This window comes from Lentzea kentuckyensis, assembly GCF_002150765.1.
Classification (GTDB): domain Bacteria; phylum Actinomycetota; class Actinomycetes; order Mycobacteriales; family Pseudonocardiaceae; genus Lentzea; species Lentzea kentuckyensis.
The window spans coordinates 38,152-54,696 of record NZ_MUYM01000046.1 but is presented as its reverse complement, the minus strand read 5'-3'; the positions used below and the strand labels follow the sequence as shown (position 1 = coordinate 54,696).

Genomic DNA, 16,545 nt, shown 5'->3' with positions numbered 1-16,545 from the left:
CTGAACGGGTGGAGTGCGATCTGGTGGATGGGGTTTCGCCTGGGGAGGCTTGGCGGGTGATTTCGGAGGCTCGGGGGTTTCCAGTGCCGGACACGGGGGAGCAGGAGCAGTGGTTGGCTGGGTGGCGGGAGGGGCGGTTTCACGTGAAACCGTGAGTCGGGTGGTGGGGCTTCTGAGTAGGTGGTGATCTTGCGGAGCGCTGATCGCGTTCCAGACGAGTCACCTTGCTCGGGTGGTCGCGTTGGCACTCTGCGGGGCACGCTCCATGCCAACCCCACCGCTTGTCACCCAGCGCGGCATCACACGGGACGTACCCATCGCCGCATCGCCCCGGACTGTCAGACCCGATGAGTACGTTGGGCCGCGGGGGACGCGAAATCACGGGGGGACTCCTGCGCAAGCCTGCCCGGCATTGCCACGGCGGGTGCTTGCCCTCCACCGCCGGGTGGTGCGGGGCGAGCGAGGACACATCACGCCTTGTCGACTTGTCGCCACCGGCCCGCTCGGTGGTCCGGACAGCAAACGGCCCCTGGTTCCCGGGGAACCAGGGGCCGTTGTGAGCGGAGGGCGTCAGGGCTTGGGGAAGATGATCACCCGGCGCTGCGGCTCTTCGCCTTCGCTTTCGCTGTGCACGCCTGCCACTGCGGCCACGGCGTCGTGGACCACCTTGCGTTCGAAGGGGGTCATGGGGTGCAGGCGGGCGCGTTCGCCTGAGGCCAGGACCTTTTCGGCGGTGGTGCGGCCCATTTCGGCCAGTTCGGCTCGGCGGCCTGCTCGCCACTGGGCGATGTCCAGCATCAGGCGGGAGCGGACTCCCGTTTCTTGCTGAACGGCCAGGCGGGTCAGTTCCTGCAGCGATTCGAGGACGTTGCCTCGGGGGCCCACCAGTTTGGACAGGTCCTCGCCGCCGTCGATGCTGACGATGGCGCGACCGCTTTCCACGTCCAGGTCGATGTCGCCGTCGTAGTCGAGCAGGTCCAGCAGGCGCTCGAGGTAGTCACCTGCGATGTCGCCTTCCTGGACGAGCAGGTCCTCGGTCTTGCTCTGCGACTGCGGCTCGGCCTCGGCTTCGGCCTCAGCCGGCGACGACGCCTCCACGTCGTCGGTCGCCTGCAAGGTCTCCGACACGATGTCTCCTCTCCGGGGCAAACGCCCGAAATCAGCGGCGCTTCTTGCTGCCCGGCTTCTTGCTGGTGGATCGGCCTGGGGTCAGGCCGGGGATCTCGGTGTTGGGCGTGCTGCCGTTCGTGTTGTCGGCAGCAGGCTTCGACGCGCCGCTGGGGCCCGCGGTCGGCATGCGCTTGGCGCCGTTCGCCGGCTTGGCGCCCGGTGCGGGCTTCTTCGGGTTGACCGGCTTGGCGCCCGGCTTGGGGGCGAGGGCCTGGCGCGTTTCCACAGCCGTGGCCTTCTTCTCTTCTTCTTCGGAGTCGATGCGCTTGTAGACGATGTGCTGCTGGCCGAGGGTCCACGCGTTGTTGGACAGCCAGTACATCAGGATCGCGATGGGGAAGAAGAAGCCACCGACCAGGACGCCCAGCGGGAAGATGTAGAGCGTCAGCTTGTTCATGATGGCCGTCTGCGGGTTGTCCAGCGCGGCCTGGTTCTGGCGGGCGACCGAGTGGCGGGCCGTGAAGTGGGTCGCGATGGACGCCACGATCATCAGCGGCACGGAGACCAGGATGACGTTCAGGCGTTCGGTGCCGAAGTCCCTCAGCAGGTTCTCGGGCATCGTGATGAACGTGGAGAGGTTCGCACCGAAGAGCTTCGCCTGGACGAACGAGTCGACGCCGGCCTTGTCGAAGAAGTAGACCTCGCCCCAGCCGGGCTTGAACGAACGCAGCACGTGGAACAGACCGATGAACACCGGAATCTGCACCAGCATCGGCAGGCAGCCGCCGAGCGGGTTCACGCCGTGCTCGGACTGGAGCTTCTGCATCTCCTGGGCCTGGCGCTGACGGTCGTTCGGGTACTTCTTCTTGATCTTCTGCATCTCCGGCGCGAACTCCTGCATCTTTCGCATGGAGCGCACCTGGCCGACGAACGGCTTGAACAGGATGGCGCGGAGGGTGAAGACCAGGAAGACCACGGACAGGGCCCAGGCGATTCCGCTCGACTCACCGAAGACGTGGCCGAAGACCCAGTGCCAACACCACAAGATGAAGGACACCGGGTAGTAGATGAAGTTGAGCACGGAGCTACTCCTCGGTGGATACGTCGGGGACCTGCCGCCTCGGCGGAACGGGGTCCAGGCCTCCAGGGTGCCAGGGTCCGCAGCGCAGCAACCGGCGGATCGTCAGCCAGGTTCCGCGCAGCGCACCGTGGACGGTCAGCGCTTCCACCGCGTACGCGCTGCAGCTCGGATAGAACCGGCATGTGGGCGGCAGCAACGGTGAGATGAAACGCCGGTAGAAGTGCACCGGCAGCAGTGCGACCTTCGCGGGCAACGTGGTCATCGCGGCACCTTGCCCGTCACGAGTTTGCGCAGGGCGGAGGAAAAGTCGGCGGCGAGCTCCGAGCTCGACGCCTCGGCTGCTGGGGCCAACGCCCGGACCACCACCAGGGTTCCCGGTGGCAGGTCGGCCAGGACCGGGCGAACCACGTGACGCAGACGCCGGTAGACCCGGTGGCGGACCACCGAGTTGCCGACTGCCTTGCTCACGACGAAGCCCACCTTGGACGAATCCAAGGTGGGCACGTCAGGCATCAAGGCGTGGACGACCAACCGGGGTCGTCCGGCGCGGCGGCCTCTGCGGACCACCAGGCCGAAGTCCTGGCTGCGGGTGAGCCGGGCGGCCGGTGGGAGCACGACGACGCTGCGCTTACCAGCCGCTGTCAGGCGGACAGAGTGGCACGGCCCTTGCTACGGCGCGCGGCCAGAATGGCGCGGCCGGCGCGGGTCCGCATGCGAAGCCGGAAGCCGTGCGTCTTCGCGCGACGGCGGTTGTTGGGCTGGAAGGTGCGCTTACCCTTGCTCACGGTCGGTTCTCCCGGTGCTTCACTGCGTACAAAGCCTGGTTGGCGTCCCCAACGAGCAGTGGACGTAGGCGCGACAAAGGCGCCCGTCGCAAGCGGGAGACTCCTCTGAGGGTACGCACGCCCGGGTGCCACGACCAAATCGGGGTGGCAGATGCCACGTCTTGTGAGGCGTGCCGGGCCTTGTTACCGTTCTCCACTCGCGCACGCCGGAGCTGGCGAGGGAGCCGCCACCGTACCGGCAACACAACGCACCGTTTAGTGCACAGTTGTGGATAACTCTGTGGATGCCTCTATTCTCCGTGTCCACGTGTGGAGTCATTGGCTCCGGTGGAGGGGAGGGGAGCGCGGAGGTGTCGAACCAGCAGGTCGATCTTGGTCTCGTGTGGGCCGAGGTGGTGCAGGAGCTCGCCACGAGCCACCTGTCCCCTCAGCAGCGCGCGTGGATGAGGGTCACCCGGCCGATCGGTCTGCTCGACGGAACGGCCCTGCTCGCGGCGCCGAGCGACTTCGCGAAAGAGGCGATCGAACGGGCTCTGCGCGACCCGATCACCGCAGCTCTCTCCCGCCGGCTCGGCCGCACGGTCTCCCTGGCGGTGAAGGTCGACTCGCCGGAACCGGTGAGCCCGCCGACCACGCCGATCCCGGTGCAGGCGGTCGTGCCGAGCATCCCCACCGGCGACACGCCCGTCCTCGCGGACGAGGCAGTCGTCACAACTGTTGGTACGAACACCGACGTCGACGGCTCCGACTCGGACGAGGTCGACGAAGCCGGCGACGCGCTCGCCGCCGTCACCGAGATCTGGCCGACCTTCAACACGGCCGGCGGCGCGGCGCCGAACGGGAACATGCCGTACACCCGGCCCGCGAACCCGTCGCCGTCGCAGACCCGGCTGAACGAGAAGTACAACTTCGACACGTTCGTCATCGGCGCCTCGAACCGGTTCGCGCACGCCGCGGCCGTCGCGGTGGCCGAGGCTCCGGCCAGGGCGTACAACCCGCTCTTCATCTGGGGTGAGAGCGGCCTCGGCAAGACGCACCTGCTGCACGCCGTCGGGCACTACGCCCAGCGCCTGTTCCCCGGCATGCGCGTGCGGTACGTGTCGACCGAGGAGTTCACCAACGACTTCATCAACTCACTGCGCGACGACCGCAAGGTCGCCTTCCAGCGCCGCTACCGGGACATCGACGTTCTTCTCGTCGACGACATCCAGTTCCTGGAGGGCAAGGAAGGTACGCAGGAGGAGTTCTTCCACACGTTCAACACGCTCCACAACACGAACAAGCAGATCGTGGTGTCGAGCGACCGGCCGCCCAAGCGGCTGGAGACGCTGGAAGACCGCCTGCGCACGCGGTTCGAGTGGGGTCTGATCACGGACATCCAGCCGCCAGAGCTCGAGACCCGGATCGCGATCCTCCGCAAGAAGGCGGCGCAGGACCGGCTCGCGGCCCCGGCCGACGTGCTGGAGTTCATCGCCTCCCGGATCGAGCGGAACATCCGCGAACTCGAGGGCGCGCTCATCCGCGTCACGGCGTTCGCGTCGCTCAACCGCCAGCCCGTCGACATCCAGCTCGCCGAGATCGTGCTGCGCGACCTGATCCCCGACTCGCACGCGCCGGAGATCACCGCCCCGACGATCATGGCGGTCACCGCGGAGTTCTTCGGCGTGTCGATCGACGACCTCTGTGGCCCCGGCAAGACGAAGGCGCTCGCCCAGGCGCGGCAGATCTCCATGTACCTGTGCCGCGAGCTGACGGACCTCTCGCTGCCGAAGATCGGCCAGACGTTCGGCGGCCGCGACCACACGACCGTCATGCACGCGGACAAGAAGATCCGCAAGGAGATGGCCGAGCGCCGGCGGATCTACGACCAGGTGCAGGAACTGACGTCCCGGATCAAGCAGCGCGCCCGCCACGCTCCCTGATCCAACCCGGGTACGACGAGGGGTCCTCCACTACGGAGGACCCCTTCTTTTTGTTGCGCACGCGGCATCTCCGCGCACGCGGGGAAAGCACGCGGGGTCCCCGCGTGCGCTCAGACAGTACGGAAGGGCCCCGCGTGCGATCGGCACACGAGCCGTACGCGCGCGCTCGAACCCGGGTGGAGTCGAGGGCGCCCAGCCGCGCGGCGAGGCTTTCTGTTCACCCCCAGCACTCGAAGGGGTGGGGACAACTGGAAAAGTCTGTGGCCCCGGCCACGATCTGGCCACAGAAGCCTGTTGAACACCCGGGTACAACTGCCCCGCACCCGGGGACGCACCCGGGGACAACTGTGGACGATCTGTGGATCGAGAGGTGTGCACAACTGGCTGTCCCCGGGTGCGCCGATCTGTCCCCGGGTGCCATCCCCCCTTAGTCCACATGGTGGGTGACACCCTGACCAGCGGGTTCAAGGCCTGTCCCCACAATCCACAGCCCTTACTGTTACTGCTGTTTGATCTCTTCTAGGAAGAACTTCAAAGCAAAACAGCGGGGGATGGTTCCCGGGGATCGGTGCCCGAACCCCGAAGTGACGGGAAGGGCCAGGACGCTCTAACGTGGTTGCTCCGCACCTCGGGTAGCCGAGGGTCGAGGCTCCCTAACCCCCACTGGCACGTTGTCGTGGTTGGGCTTGTCGACTGTCGAGGAAAGGACGCCTCATGAAGATCCGCGTCGAACGCGACGGCCTGGCCGACGCTGTCGCCTGGGTCGCTCGCAGCCTTCCGTCCCGTCCGCCGGTCCCCGTGCTGGGCGGCGTGCTGCTCGACGCGGAGTCGGACGACTCGCTGACGGTGTCCGGGTTCGACTACGAGGTCTCCGCCCAGGTCGGTGTCCCGGCCACGATCGCCGACGGCGGCCGCGCGCTCGTCTCCGGCCGGCTGCTCGCCGACATCACCAAGGCGTTGCCGAACCACCCGGTCGAGATCGCGGTCGACGGCGCCCGGATGATGATCAGCTGTGGCAGCGCCAGGTTCAGCCTCCCGACGATGCCGGTCGAGGACTACCCCGCGCTTCCGTCCATGCCGCAGTTGATCGGTGAGCTTCCCGGCGAGGTCTTCGGCGAGGCGGTCGGCCAGGTCGCCGTCGCAGCCGGCAAGGACGACACGCTCCCGATGCTGACCGGCGTCCGCGTCGAGATCGGCGAGGGCAAGCTGACCCTCGTCGCCACCGACCGGTTCCGGCTCGCGATGCGCGAGTTCCCGTGGGAGCCGGACGAGGCGCTCGGCGAGGTCGCCGTGCTCGTCCCGGCCCGCACGCTCGGCGACGCGGCCAAGACGCTCGGCTCGTCCGGCGGCAAGGTCGAGATGTCCCTCGCGGCGAACGACGGTCTGCTCGGTCTCTCCGGTTCCGGCAAGCGGACCACCACCCGCCTGCTCGACGCCGACTTCCCGAAGTACCGCCAGCTGCTGCCGTCCGAGCACTCGGCCGCGGCGATCATCGACATCGACGCGCTGCAGCAGGCGATCAAGCGCGTGTCGCTCGTCGCCGAACGTGGTACCCAGGTGCGCCTCGAGTTCGTGGACGGCGGCCTGCGTCTGTCCGCCGGCGGCGACGACGAGGGTTCGGCCGAGGAAGAGCTTCCGGTCGAGTACACCGGCGACGCGGTCACGATCGCGTTCAACCCCGGCTACCTGCTCGACGGTCTCGGTGCGGTCCGCACCCAGAAGGTCCACTTGTCCTTCACCACACCCAGCCGACCGGCGTTGCTCAAGCCGGTGGACGAGGATGGGAACGTGGCGCCGGGTTACCTGTACCTCCTGATGCCCGTTCGCCTGCCCGGCTAAAACCCTTACCGGGTAACAGAAACGTTTAGGGGAGAACACCGTGCAGCTCGGACTCGTCGGCCTCGGCAAGATGGGTTTCAACATGCGCGAGCGGGTGCGTCGTGCCGGTCACGAGGTGATCGGCTACGACCGCAACCCGGAGGTCAGCGACTCGGAGTCGTTGGCGGACATGGTGTCCAAGCTCGAAGCGCCGCGCGTCGTGTGGGTGATGGTGCCCGCCGGCGAGATCACCCGTAACACGGTGAACGAGCTGTCCGAGCTACTCGCGCCAGGAGACCTCGTGATCGACGGCGGCAACTCCAAGTTCACCGACGACCGGATCCACGCGGACCTGTTGGCGGAGAAGGAGATCGGCTACCTCGACTGCGGTGTGTCCGGTGGCGTTTGGGGTCTCGACAACGGCTATGCGCTGATGGTCGGCGGCGACGCCGCGCACGTCGAGCAGGCGATGCCGATCTTCGACGCGCTGCGTCCGGAAGGCCCGCGCGAGGAAGGTTTCGCGCACGCGGGCAAGGCCGGCGCCGGCCACTACTCGAAGATGGTGCACAACGGCATCGAGTACGGCCTGATGCAGGCGTACGCCGAGGGCTTCGAGCTGCTCGACAAGACCGACGTCGTGGACAACGTGCCCGCGGTGATCTCGGCCTGGCAGCGCGGCACCGTGGTCCGGTCGTGGCTGCTCGACCTGCTGGTGCGTGCGTTGGAGTCCGACCCGGAGCTCGACGACCTGCGCGGGTACGTCGAGGACTCGGGCGAGGGCCGGTGGACCGTCGAGGAGGGCATCAACAACGCGGTGCCGCTCCCGGTGATCTCCGCCGCGCTCTTCGCCAGGTTCCAGTCGCGGCAGGACGACTCGCCCGCGATGCGTGCGGTCGCCGCGCTGCGCAACCAGTTCGGTGGCCACGCCGTTCACCTCGCCGGTCCGTCGTCCGGCGCGGGCAGCACGCAGGCATAAGTGCACGTCAGACACCTTCAGGTCAGCGACTTCCGGTCGTGGGAGCTCGCTGACCTGGCGTTCGAGCCCGGTGTCTCGGTGCTCGTCGGGCGCAACGGCCAGGGCAAGACGAACCTGGTCGAGGCGATCGGGTACGTGGCGACGCTCGGTTCGCACCGCGTCGCCACGGACGCGCCGTTGATCCGTCACGGTGCACAACGCGCGGTGGTGCGGACGGCCGTGGTCAACGACGACCGCGAGCTGCTCGTGGAACTCGAGATCACGGCGGGCAAGGCGAACCGGGCGCGGATCAACCGCGGTCCGGTGCCGCGTCCGCGCGACGTGCTCGGGATTCTGCGCACCGTGTTGTTCGCACCGGAAGACCTCTCTCTTGTGCGGGGCGATCCGGGCGACCGGCGGCGGTTCCTCGACGAGATGCTGGTGCTGCGCGCGCCGAGATTCGCCGGCGTCCGCAGTGACTACGACCGTGTCCTGAAGCAGCGCAGCGCGTTGTTGAAGACGGTGAAGCATTCTCGATCGGCGGAGCTGTCCACGCTCGACGTGTGGGACGGGCACCTCGCCAAGCACGGCGCGGAGCTCCTGGCCGCGCGGCTGAAGCTGGTCCGCGACATGGCGGACCACGTGACCTCGGCGTACGCGGAGGTCGCTCCGGAGTCACGTCCGGCGCTCATCTCGTACCGGTCGAGCGTCGGCGAACTCCCGGAAGACCGGGAGAGCATCGAGGATCTGCTGCTGGCCGAGCTCGACCGGGTGCGGCGGCAGGAGATCGAACGCGGCGTGTGCCTCGTCGGCCCGCACCGCGACGACCTCGACCTCACACTCGGCGAGCTCCCGGCGAAGGGGTACGCAAGTCACGGAGAGTCATGGTCGTTCGCGCTCGCACTGCGCCTCGGCGGGTACGAACTCATGCGTGTCGACGGCCTCGAACCGGTGCTCGTGCTGGACGATGTCTTCGCCGAACTCGACCGCGGCCGGCGGCAGCAGTTGGCCAAGGTGGCGGCTGGCGCGGAGCAGGTGTTCATCACCGCGGCGGTGGCGGAGGACGTTCCGGAGGAGCTGAGCGGCGCTCGGTTCGAGGTCCACGACGGGGAGGTGCGGCGTGTCTGACTCGGTGCCTGACTCTGGGGGTACGAAGCCCCCACATGTAGCTCGATCGGGTGTGTCCGCCCACACATCTGGGGACAAGTCTGTGGATGGTGTGGATAACTCCGTCACAAATCCGGACTTGTCCACAGGTTTCCTCACACCTGGGGGTGAACCCCTGAAGGGGTCTGACCTCGCTCGGGCTGCTCTCGAGGCCGCGAAGGCCAGTGCGAAGGCCCGCGGCAGAGTGCCCGGGAGCAAGTCGAAGGGCCGTCCGGTCAACCGCCGGCGCCGGCGCTGGTCGGGCCCTGGTCCGGACGACCGCGACCCCCAGCCGCTCGGCCGGATCGCCTCCCGGATCGCCGCGGACCGTGGCTGGGTCGAGCAACTTCAGGGTGGCCAGGTCTTCGGCCGTTGGGCAAAATTAGTAGGTGAGGACGTCGCCGAGCACGCGAAACCGATCGCGCTCAGTGACGGGGAACTGACGGTCCAGGCGTCGTCGACGGCGTGGGCCACTCAGCTGCGCCTGCTGCAGCGCGATCTGCTCAAGAGGATTGCTGCAGGTGTCGGTCACGGCGTCGTCAAACGGCTCAAGATCAAGGGTCCGGACGCGCCGAGCTGGCGACACGGCCCCAGGCACGCGCCTGGGCGCGGTCCGCGTGACACCTACGGGTGAGGTCCTGTCAAGCGCTCAGCGGCCGTTCTGTGGCTTAATGAGCGTTCACCTGCGGATTTGAACCCCCGTTTCAGCGGTCCGCACCCAACTTCGGCCGATTCAGGGCCTCTGTGACCGAATCAAAGGTGTCCTTGGCCCCGTTCTGTCGGGGTGCACCGGTAGAATCACGGGGAGCGTCACCCATCAACGTGCGGGCTGTGCCCGCATCAGCGAGGAGACTCCAGGCCCGTGTCAGCAAAGAAGAATGAGTACGGCGCGTCCTCGATCACTGTCCTCGAGGGTCTCGAGGCAGTGCGCAAGAGGCCGGGCATGTACATCGGCTCGACCGGCGAGCGCGGTCTGCACCACCTGGTCCAGGAGGTTGTGGACAACTCGGTCGACGAGGCGATGGCGGGCTACGCGACAACGGTCGACGTCACCCTGCTGGCCAACGGCGGCGTCCGGGTGATCGACGACGGTCGTGGCATCCCGACCGACATCCACCCGGCGGAGGGCATCCCGACCGTCGAGGTCGTCATGACCAAGCTGCACGCGGGCGGCAAGTTCGACAGCGACTCCTACGCGGTGTCCGGCGGTCTGCACGGCGTCGGCATCTCCGTGGTGAACGCGCTGTCCACGGCCGTCGACCTGGAGATCAGGCACAAGGGTTTCGTGTGGACCCAGCGCTATGAGAACGCCAAGCCGACGCCGCTGGAGAAGGGCGCGCCGACGACCGAGACCGGCACCTCGGTCACGTTCTGGGCCGACCCGGAGATCTTCGAGACCACCGAGTACAACGTCGAGACGATCGCGCGCCGGCTGCAGGAGATGGCGTTCCTCAACAAGGGGATCACGATCCTCCTGCGCGACGAGCGGGTCTCGGAGGAGGACGAGGAAGCCGACGCCGAGGGCCACAAGGCCGCGGTGAAGGAGCGCGTCTTCCACTACCCGGGTGGTCTGGAGGACTTCGTCCGCCACATCAACCACACGCGCGAGGCCGTGCACCAGAAGGTGATCGGCTTCGAGGCGCAGGGCGAGGACCTCCAGGTCGAGGTCGCGATGCAGTGGAACACGGGCTACACGGCCTCGGTCTACACCTTCGCGAACACGATCAACACGCACGAGGGTGGTACGCACGAGGAGGGCTTCCGCGCCGCGTTGACGCGTGTCGTCAACGAGTACGCGCGCGAGAAGAAGCTCCTCAAGGAGAAGGACACCAACCTCACCGGTGACGACATCCGCGAGGGTCTCGCCGCGATCATCTCGGTGAAGTTGAAGGAGCCCCAGTTCGAGGGCCAGACGAAGACCAAGCTGGGCAACAGCGAGGCCAAGTCGTTCGTGCAGAAGTCGACGAACGAGCACCTGGCCGACTGGTTCGAGCGGCACCCCAACGAGGCGAAGACGATCGTCACCAAGTCGGTGTCGTCGGCGCAGGCCCGCATCGCCGCCCGCAAGGCCCGTGAGCTGGTGCGCCGCAAGGGCGCGCTCGACATCGGCGGCCTGCCGGGCAAGCTGAAGGACTGCCGCTCGACCGAGCCGGAGCGTTGCGAGCTCTACATCGTCGAGGGTGACTCCGCAGGTGGCTCGGCCAAGGAAGGCCGCGACTCGATGTACCAGGCGATCCTGCCGATCCGCGGCAAGATCATCAACGTCGAGAAGGCGCGCATCGACCGCGTCCTGAAGAACACCGAGGTCCAGTCGCTGATCACCGCGCTGGGCACCGGCATCCACGACGAGTTCGACCTCACCAAGCTGCGCTATCACAAGATCGTGCTGATGGCCGACGCCGACGTCGACGGCCAGCACATCCGCACGCTGCTGCTCACGCTGCTGTTCCGCTTCATGCAGCCGCTCATCGAGCACAACCACGTGTACCTCGCGCAGCCGCCGCTCTACAAGATCAAGTGGCAGCGGGCGGAGCCGGAGTACGTCTACTCCGACCGCGAGCGCGACGCCGTGATCAAGGCGGGCATCGAGGGCGGCAAGAGGCTCGGCAAGGAAGACAACATCCAGCGGTACAAGGGTCTCGGCGAGATGAACGCCGAGGAGCTGTGGGAGACCACGATGGACCCGGCGAACCGGATCCTGCGGCAGGTCACCATGGACGACGCGGCCACCGCCGACGAGCTGTTCAGCGTGCTCATGGGCGAGGACGTCGAGGCACGCCGTTCGTTCATCACCCGCAACGCCAAGAGCATCAAGTTCCTGGACATCTGAGTCCGGTCTTGGCACCTAGGCACCCTGGCGTTTCTGGCGAGAAGGAAAGAGAACAGTGAGCGAGACGACCCTCCCTCCGGAGCACGACCGCATCGAGCCGGTCGAGATCCAGCAGGAGATGCAGAACTCGTACATCAACTACGCGATGTCCGTCATCGTGGGTCGTGCGCTGCCGGACGTGCGCGACGGGTTGAAGCCCGTGCACGTCCGCGTTCTGTACTCGATGTTCGACTCCGGCTTCCGTCCCGACCGCGGCTTCAACAAGTGCGCGCGCGTCGTCGGCGACGTGATGGGCAACTACCACCCCCACGGTGACTCGGCGATCTACGACGCGTTGGTGCGTCTCGCTCAGCCGTGGGCGCTGCGCTACCCGTTGATCCAGGGCCAGGGCAACTTCGGCTCGCCGGGCAACGACCCCGCCGCCGCCATGCGGTACACCGAGTGCCGGCTCTCCCCGTTGGCCATGCACATGCTGGCCGACATCGAGGAAGAGACCGTCGACTTCCGCGACAACTACGACGGCCGCATCCAGGAGCCGGTCGTCCTTCCGTCGCGCATCCCGAACCTGTTGATCAACGGCAGCTCGGGCATCGCGGTCGGCATGGCGACCAACATCCCGCCGCACAACCTCCGCGAGGTGGCGGACGCGGTGGTGTGGGCGCTGGACAACCACGAGGCCTCCGACGAGGAGACCCTCGAGGCGACGATCGCCCGGATCAAGGGCCCGGACTTCCCGACGTACGGCCAGATCCTCGGCACCTCCGGCATCGAGGACGCGTATCGCACCGGCCGCGGCTCGGTTCGCATGCGCGCGGTCGTCGAGATGGACGAGGACGCCAAGGGCCGCACGATCCTCGTCGTCACCGAGCTGCCGTACCAGGTGAACCCGGACAACCTGGTCGAGAACATCGCCGCGCTGGTGCGCGACGCCAAGCTCACCGGCATCGCGAACATCGCGGACGAGTCGAACCGCCGCATCGGTATGCGCATCGTGGTCACGCTCAAGCGCGACGCGGTGGCGAAGGTCGTGCTGAACAACCTCTACAAGCACACCCAGCTGCAGTACTCGTTCGGCGTCAACATGCTGGCGCTGGTCGACGGTGTGCCGCGCACGTTGCGGATCGACCAGATGATCCGCCACTACGTGAAGCACCAGATCGAGGTCATCCAGCGGCGGACCAGGTTCCGCCTGCGCAAGGCCGAAGAGCGCGCGCACATCTTGCGCGGTTTGGTGAAGGCGCTCGACCAGCTCGACGCCGTCATCGCGTTGATCCGCCGGTCCGAGACGCCGGACATCGCGCGCTCGGGCCTGATGGAGCTCCTCGACGTCGACGAGATCCAGGCCAACGCGATCCTGGAGATGCAGCTCCGCCGCCTGGCCGCCCTCGAGCGCCAGAAGATCATCGACCAGTTGGCCGAGATCGAGCTGGAGATCGCGGACCTCAAGGACATCCTCGAAAAGCCGGAGCGGCAGCGCAAGATCGTGCGCGACGAGCTCACGGCCATTGTGGACAAGTTCGGCGACGACCGGCGCACGAAGATCATCCCGTTCGACGGCGACGTGTCCATGGAGGACCTGATCGCCGTTGAGGACGTGGTCGTCACGATCACCCGCACCGGCTACGCGAAGCGCACCAAGACCGATCTCTACCGGGCGCAGAAGCGCGGCGGCAAGGGCGTTCAGGGCGCGCAGCTCAAGCAGGACGACATCGTGGCGCACTTCTTCGTGTGCTCGACGCACGACTGGATCCTGTTCTTCACGAACAAGGGCCGTGTGTACCGCACGAAGGCGTACGAGCTGCCCGAGGCGAACCGCAACGCCCGCGGCCAGCACGTGGCGAACCTCCTCGCGTTCCAGCCGGACGAGGAGATCGCGCAGGTCATCCAGATCAAGAACTACGAGGTCTCGCCGTACCTCGTGCTCGCCACCCGCAAGGGCCTGGTCAAGAAGTCGAAGCTCTCCGACTTCGACTCCAACCGATCGGGTGGTCTTATCGGCATCAACCTCCGCGAGGACGACGAGCTGGTCGGAGCGGTGCTCTGCTCGGCCGACGACGACCTGCTGATGGTGTCCGCGGACGGCCAGTCGATCCGCTTCCACGCGACCGACGACGTGCTGCGCCCGATGGGTCGCGCCACTTCAGGCGTGCAGGGCATGCGGTTCAACGCCGAGGACGAGCTGTTGTCCGTGGGCGTCGTCCAGGAAGGCCTGTTCGTTTTGGTCGCGACGGACGGTGGGTACTCGAAGCGGACGCCGATCGAGGACTACCCGGTCCAGGGCCGTGGCGGCAAGGGTGTGCTGACCATTCAGCACGACCGCCGACGTGGCAGGCTGGTCGGAGCGCTCATCGTCGACGTCGACGACGAGCTCTACGCCATCACCTCGAGCGGTGGGGTCATCAGGACCCGAGCCGAGCAGGTGCGCAAGGCTGGACGGCAGACGAAGGGCGTGCGGCTGATGAACCTCGGCGAAAGCACCACTTTGATCGCCGTCGCACGCAACGCGGACGAGCCCAGCGACGTCACTAACGGTGAGACGTCTGCCGCGGAAGACGCAGCAGTGGACTCTGCCGCCGACCAGGCAGCCAGCCCCACCGACTCGGCCGAGTAGTCGGAATTGCTAGCGAGAGGCTAAGGACAGCTCGTGACTCCACCCGAGAACCGCGAAGGTCGGGACGCGGACAAGACCGCGGTGATCACCAAGCCGACTCCCCAGAAGTCTGCGGAGAAGGCGGATTCGGCCGCGCCGCCGGCCTCCGGTTCTTCGGGTGGGAACGCGCAGGACAAGACCAAGCCTGTGTCCGCGGAGAAGGCGGCCGAGGCCGCCAAGCCCGCTGCTGCTCCCGAGGCTCCCGCCGCACCAGCCGCCGCGGCACCCGCCACGCCCGCACCGGCTGCTCCGGTCGAGCAGAAGACGACGCCGGTCGAGCAGAAGACGGTCGCGATCGACACCCCGGCTCCGGCCGCGGAGAAGCCGGCGCCGGCCACCACGGCCGCTCCGGCGGCTCCCGCTCCGACCGCCGACGAGCCGGTCGTCGTCTCCGCGCCGCCGCCCTGGCAGCGCGTGACGAACGACACTGAAGCCGCCCAGCAGGACACGACCCAGGCGTACGTGGCTCCTGGTGCGCCGCCCGTGCCGTCGTCCGAACCGGCGCCGGCCTTCCCGCAGACCGACCCGGACACCGTCAAGGTGCAGAAGCCGGTGGTCACGGGCTCGGCCGTGCCGGTGGGCCTGGGCAGCAGCCGCACGTCGGTGAACATGGGCAGCAGCGGGGCCCGCCCCGCCGCGGCCACTCCGTCGGCCCGCCGCCCCGGCCGTGGCCCCCGTCGCGCCTCGCTGCAGGTGAAGCGCGTCGACCCGTGGTCGGTGCTCAAGCTCGCCCTGGTGCTGGGCGTGGCGTTGTTCTTCGTCTGGCTCGTGGCGGTCGGCGTGCTCTACGGCGTGCTGCACGGCATGGGTGTCTGGGACAAGATCAACAGCACCGCGAACGACCTGCTCCAGGCCAACGAGCCGGGCGAACCGTTGATCAGTGCCGGCCGCGTGTTCGGCGTCTCGGCGATCATCGGTGCCGTCAACATCGTGCTGTTCACGGCGCTCGCGACCGTTGGTGCGTTCGTCTACAACGTGTCGGCGGATCTGGCTGGTGGCTTGGAGTTGACGCTCTCCGAGCGTGAGTGACCCCCGATTTGGGAGCGACGAGGACGATCCTGTAAGGTTCTCCTCGTCGCCCCGAGGGGTGACAGTTGATCGAGGGCCTATAGCTCAGGCGGTTAGAGCGCTTCACTGATAATGAAGAGGTCGGAGGTTCAAGTCCTCCTAGGCCCACTCGATTCGGGGGCTACTCATGTCGACGGAAAGCGTCGACCGTATCCCGAATCATCGTCTTTTATCTGGGGGCCAAGCCCTCAGACCCCCCGCCGGGGGCAAGCCCCCGGACCCCCATCAACATCATTCGCTCGGCAGTCGCCGCGGTGCTGTAACGTGATGGGGTCGTTCGTTTTTACGGTCTTGGGAGGGATTCGAAGTGGCTAAGAAGATCATCGCACTCGTCGTGGTCGCCGGTGCGGTCCTGTTCTTCGTGAAGCGCAGCCGTTCGGCCAAGGCCGACGCGGACCTGTGGCGCGAGGCCACCGCTCCCACCGACTGATCTCGGTTCCGATCTGACGGACGGCCCGCCGCCCTCGGATCTCGGGGACGTAGCTCAATTGGCAGAGCACCGCCTTTGCAAGGCGGGGGTTAGGGGTTCGATTCCCCTCGTCTCCACGTATGGATGGCTCGTGCTCGCAAAGAGCGCGAGCCTTTTACGTTCCGAGTGTCTTCTGGGGGCCGAGCCCCCAGACCCCAGCCGGGCGGCTTCGCCCCCGGACCCCCGGTCGGCATGCCTTCGGCGTCGGCGCCCTTTACCTGACTCGGTAAAACCTGAAGCCCTGTTCGCGCCGCTGCGAACAGGGCTTCAGTGTCTTGCGGTCACATCACGCGTTCGCGAGTGACTTCTTCGACGACTTGCGAAGATGGTCGATGCTCCACGCACCGGCGCCCGTGAACGCCAGCAGCAGGAACGACCACGAGTACACGGCCGCGAGCTCGCCGCCGTTCTGGATGGGTAACAAGCCCTTCGGCTGGTGCACCACGAAGTAGGCGTAGGCCATGGCGCCGGAACTGAGCAACGCGGCCCATCGTGTCCACAGGCCGATCACGATGAGGCCGCCACCGATCAGTTCGATCAGGCTCATGGGGCCGCCCGGCCACGACAGCAGTGCGGTTCCCTTCATCATCTTCTGCACTCCGTGCATCAAGAAGAGCAGTCCGATGACGATGCGGAAGAGCGCGAGGGCGTGCTCTCGTCGTTGCTCCAGGAACTCCATGGCAGGGTCCTTCCAGGGCAGGGGGGAGGGGA

General features: G+C 67.2%; 14 protein-coding genes, 2 tRNA genes and 1 pseudogene. 11 read left to right on the top strand and 6 right to left on the bottom strand.

The genetic code is table 11. The annotated features are described in order from the left end of the window. Positions 1–570: 570 nt before the first annotated feature. From B0F77_RS22235 to rpmH, 5 genes are read right to left on the bottom strand one after another with little or no spacing between them, the layout of a single operon-like run. On the bottom strand, positions 571–1,128 hold the full coding sequence (locus B0F77_RS22235) for a Jag family protein (RefSeq protein ID WP_086664882.1): 558 nt from the start codon (positions 1,126–1,128) through the stop codon (positions 571–573). Positions 1,129–1,159: 31 nt separating this feature from the next. After that, a complete protein-coding gene (gene yidC / locus B0F77_RS22230) occupies positions 1,160–2,191 on the bottom strand; it encodes a membrane protein insertase YidC (RefSeq protein WP_086664881.1) in 1,032 nt (343 codons plus the stop codon). Between the two features lie 4 nt (positions 2,192–2,195). Beyond that, positions 2,196–2,453: a membrane protein insertion efficiency factor YidD gene (yidD, locus tag B0F77_RS22225; protein WP_030465621.1), complete on the bottom strand. Its 258-nt coding sequence runs from the start codon at positions 2,451–2,453 to the stop codon at positions 2,196–2,198. Then, on the bottom strand, positions 2,450–2,806 hold the full coding sequence (rnpA, locus tag B0F77_RS22220) for a ribonuclease P protein component (protein WP_086664880.1): 357 nt from the start codon (positions 2,804–2,806) through the stop codon (positions 2,450–2,452). The genes yidD and rnpA overlap by 4 nt, the downstream gene beginning before the upstream one ends. Before the next feature lie 26 nt (positions 2,807–2,832). After that, a complete protein-coding gene (gene rpmH, locus B0F77_RS22215) occupies positions 2,833–2,976 on the bottom strand; it encodes a 50S ribosomal protein L34 (RefSeq protein WP_030465619.1) in 144 nt (47 codons plus the stop codon). A gap of 350 nt (positions 2,977–3,326) precedes the next feature. Between rpmH and dnaA the strand changes: the two genes are divergently transcribed. The 11 genes and pseudogenes from dnaA (at position 3,327) to B0F77_RS22165 (ending at position 15,911) form a co-directional block, all read left to right on the top strand. Then, positions 3,327–4,898, top strand: coding sequence for a chromosomal replication initiator protein DnaA (gene dnaA / locus B0F77_RS22210; protein ID WP_086664879.1), 1,572 nt, complete (start codon positions 3,327–3,329; stop codon positions 4,896–4,898). A gap of 714 nt (positions 4,899–5,612) precedes the next feature. Further along, a complete protein-coding gene (gene dnaN, locus B0F77_RS22205) occupies positions 5,613–6,737 on the top strand; it encodes a DNA polymerase III subunit beta (RefSeq protein ID WP_086664878.1) in 1,125 nt (374 codons plus the stop codon). A 40-nt stretch (positions 6,738–6,777) separates the two neighbouring features. After that, positions 6,778–7,692 carry a phosphogluconate dehydrogenase (NAD(+)-dependent, decarboxylating) gene (gnd, locus tag B0F77_RS22200; protein ID WP_086664877.1) on the top strand — a complete coding sequence of 305 codons (915 nt, stop codon included), beginning with the start codon at positions 6,778–6,780 and terminating at the stop codon, positions 7,690–7,692. Beyond that, entirely contained in the window at positions 7,693–8,799 is a 1,107-nt protein-coding gene (recF, locus tag B0F77_RS22195) for a DNA replication/repair protein RecF (RefSeq protein WP_086664876.1), read from the top strand. It abuts the gene before it with no gap. Positions 8,800–8,890: 91 nt separating this feature from the next. Continuing rightward, positions 8,891–9,451 carry a DciA family protein gene (locus B0F77_RS22190; RefSeq protein WP_425435700.1) on the top strand — a complete coding sequence of 187 codons (561 nt, stop codon included), beginning with the start codon at positions 8,891–8,893 and terminating at the stop codon, positions 9,449–9,451. Between the two features lie 228 nt (positions 9,452–9,679). Beyond that, complete coding sequence (gene gyrB / locus B0F77_RS22185; RefSeq protein WP_086664875.1) at positions 9,680–11,647, top strand: DNA topoisomerase (ATP-hydrolyzing) subunit B; 1,968 nt, start codon at positions 9,680–9,682, stop codon at positions 11,645–11,647. A gap of 55 nt (positions 11,648–11,702) precedes the next feature. Beyond that, positions 11,703–14,258 (top strand): DNA gyrase subunit A, encoded by a 2,556-nt coding sequence (gene gyrA / locus B0F77_RS22180; protein WP_086664874.1) that lies wholly within the window; start codon positions 11,703–11,705, stop codon positions 14,256–14,258. Positions 14,259–14,591: 333 nt separating this feature from the next. Then, the gene (locus B0F77_RS22175; protein ID WP_425435699.1) at positions 14,592–15,326 is read left to right on the top strand and encodes a DUF3566 domain-containing protein; all 735 of its coding nucleotides are present in this window, start codon (positions 14,592–14,594) and stop codon (positions 15,324–15,326) included. A 73-nt stretch (positions 15,327–15,399) separates the two neighbouring features. After that, positions 15,400–15,473, top strand: a tRNA-Ile gene (locus tag B0F77_RS22170). Positions 15,474–15,672: 199 nt separating this feature from the next. Further along, positions 15,673–15,792: pseudogene (locus tag B0F77_RS49080) on the top strand (DLW-39 family protein); the annotation flags it as partial. A 46-nt stretch (positions 15,793–15,838) separates the two neighbouring features. After that, positions 15,839–15,911, top strand: a tRNA-Ala gene (locus B0F77_RS22165). 209 nt (positions 15,912–16,120) lie between these two features. On the opposite strand, the gene B0F77_RS22160 is transcribed toward B0F77_RS22165, so the two are convergent. Then, the gene (locus B0F77_RS22160; protein WP_086664873.1) at positions 16,121–16,513 is read right to left on the bottom strand and encodes a DoxX family protein; all 393 of its coding nucleotides are present in this window, start codon (positions 16,511–16,513) and stop codon (positions 16,121–16,123) included. Between the last annotated feature and the right edge of the window lie 32 nt (positions 16,514–16,545).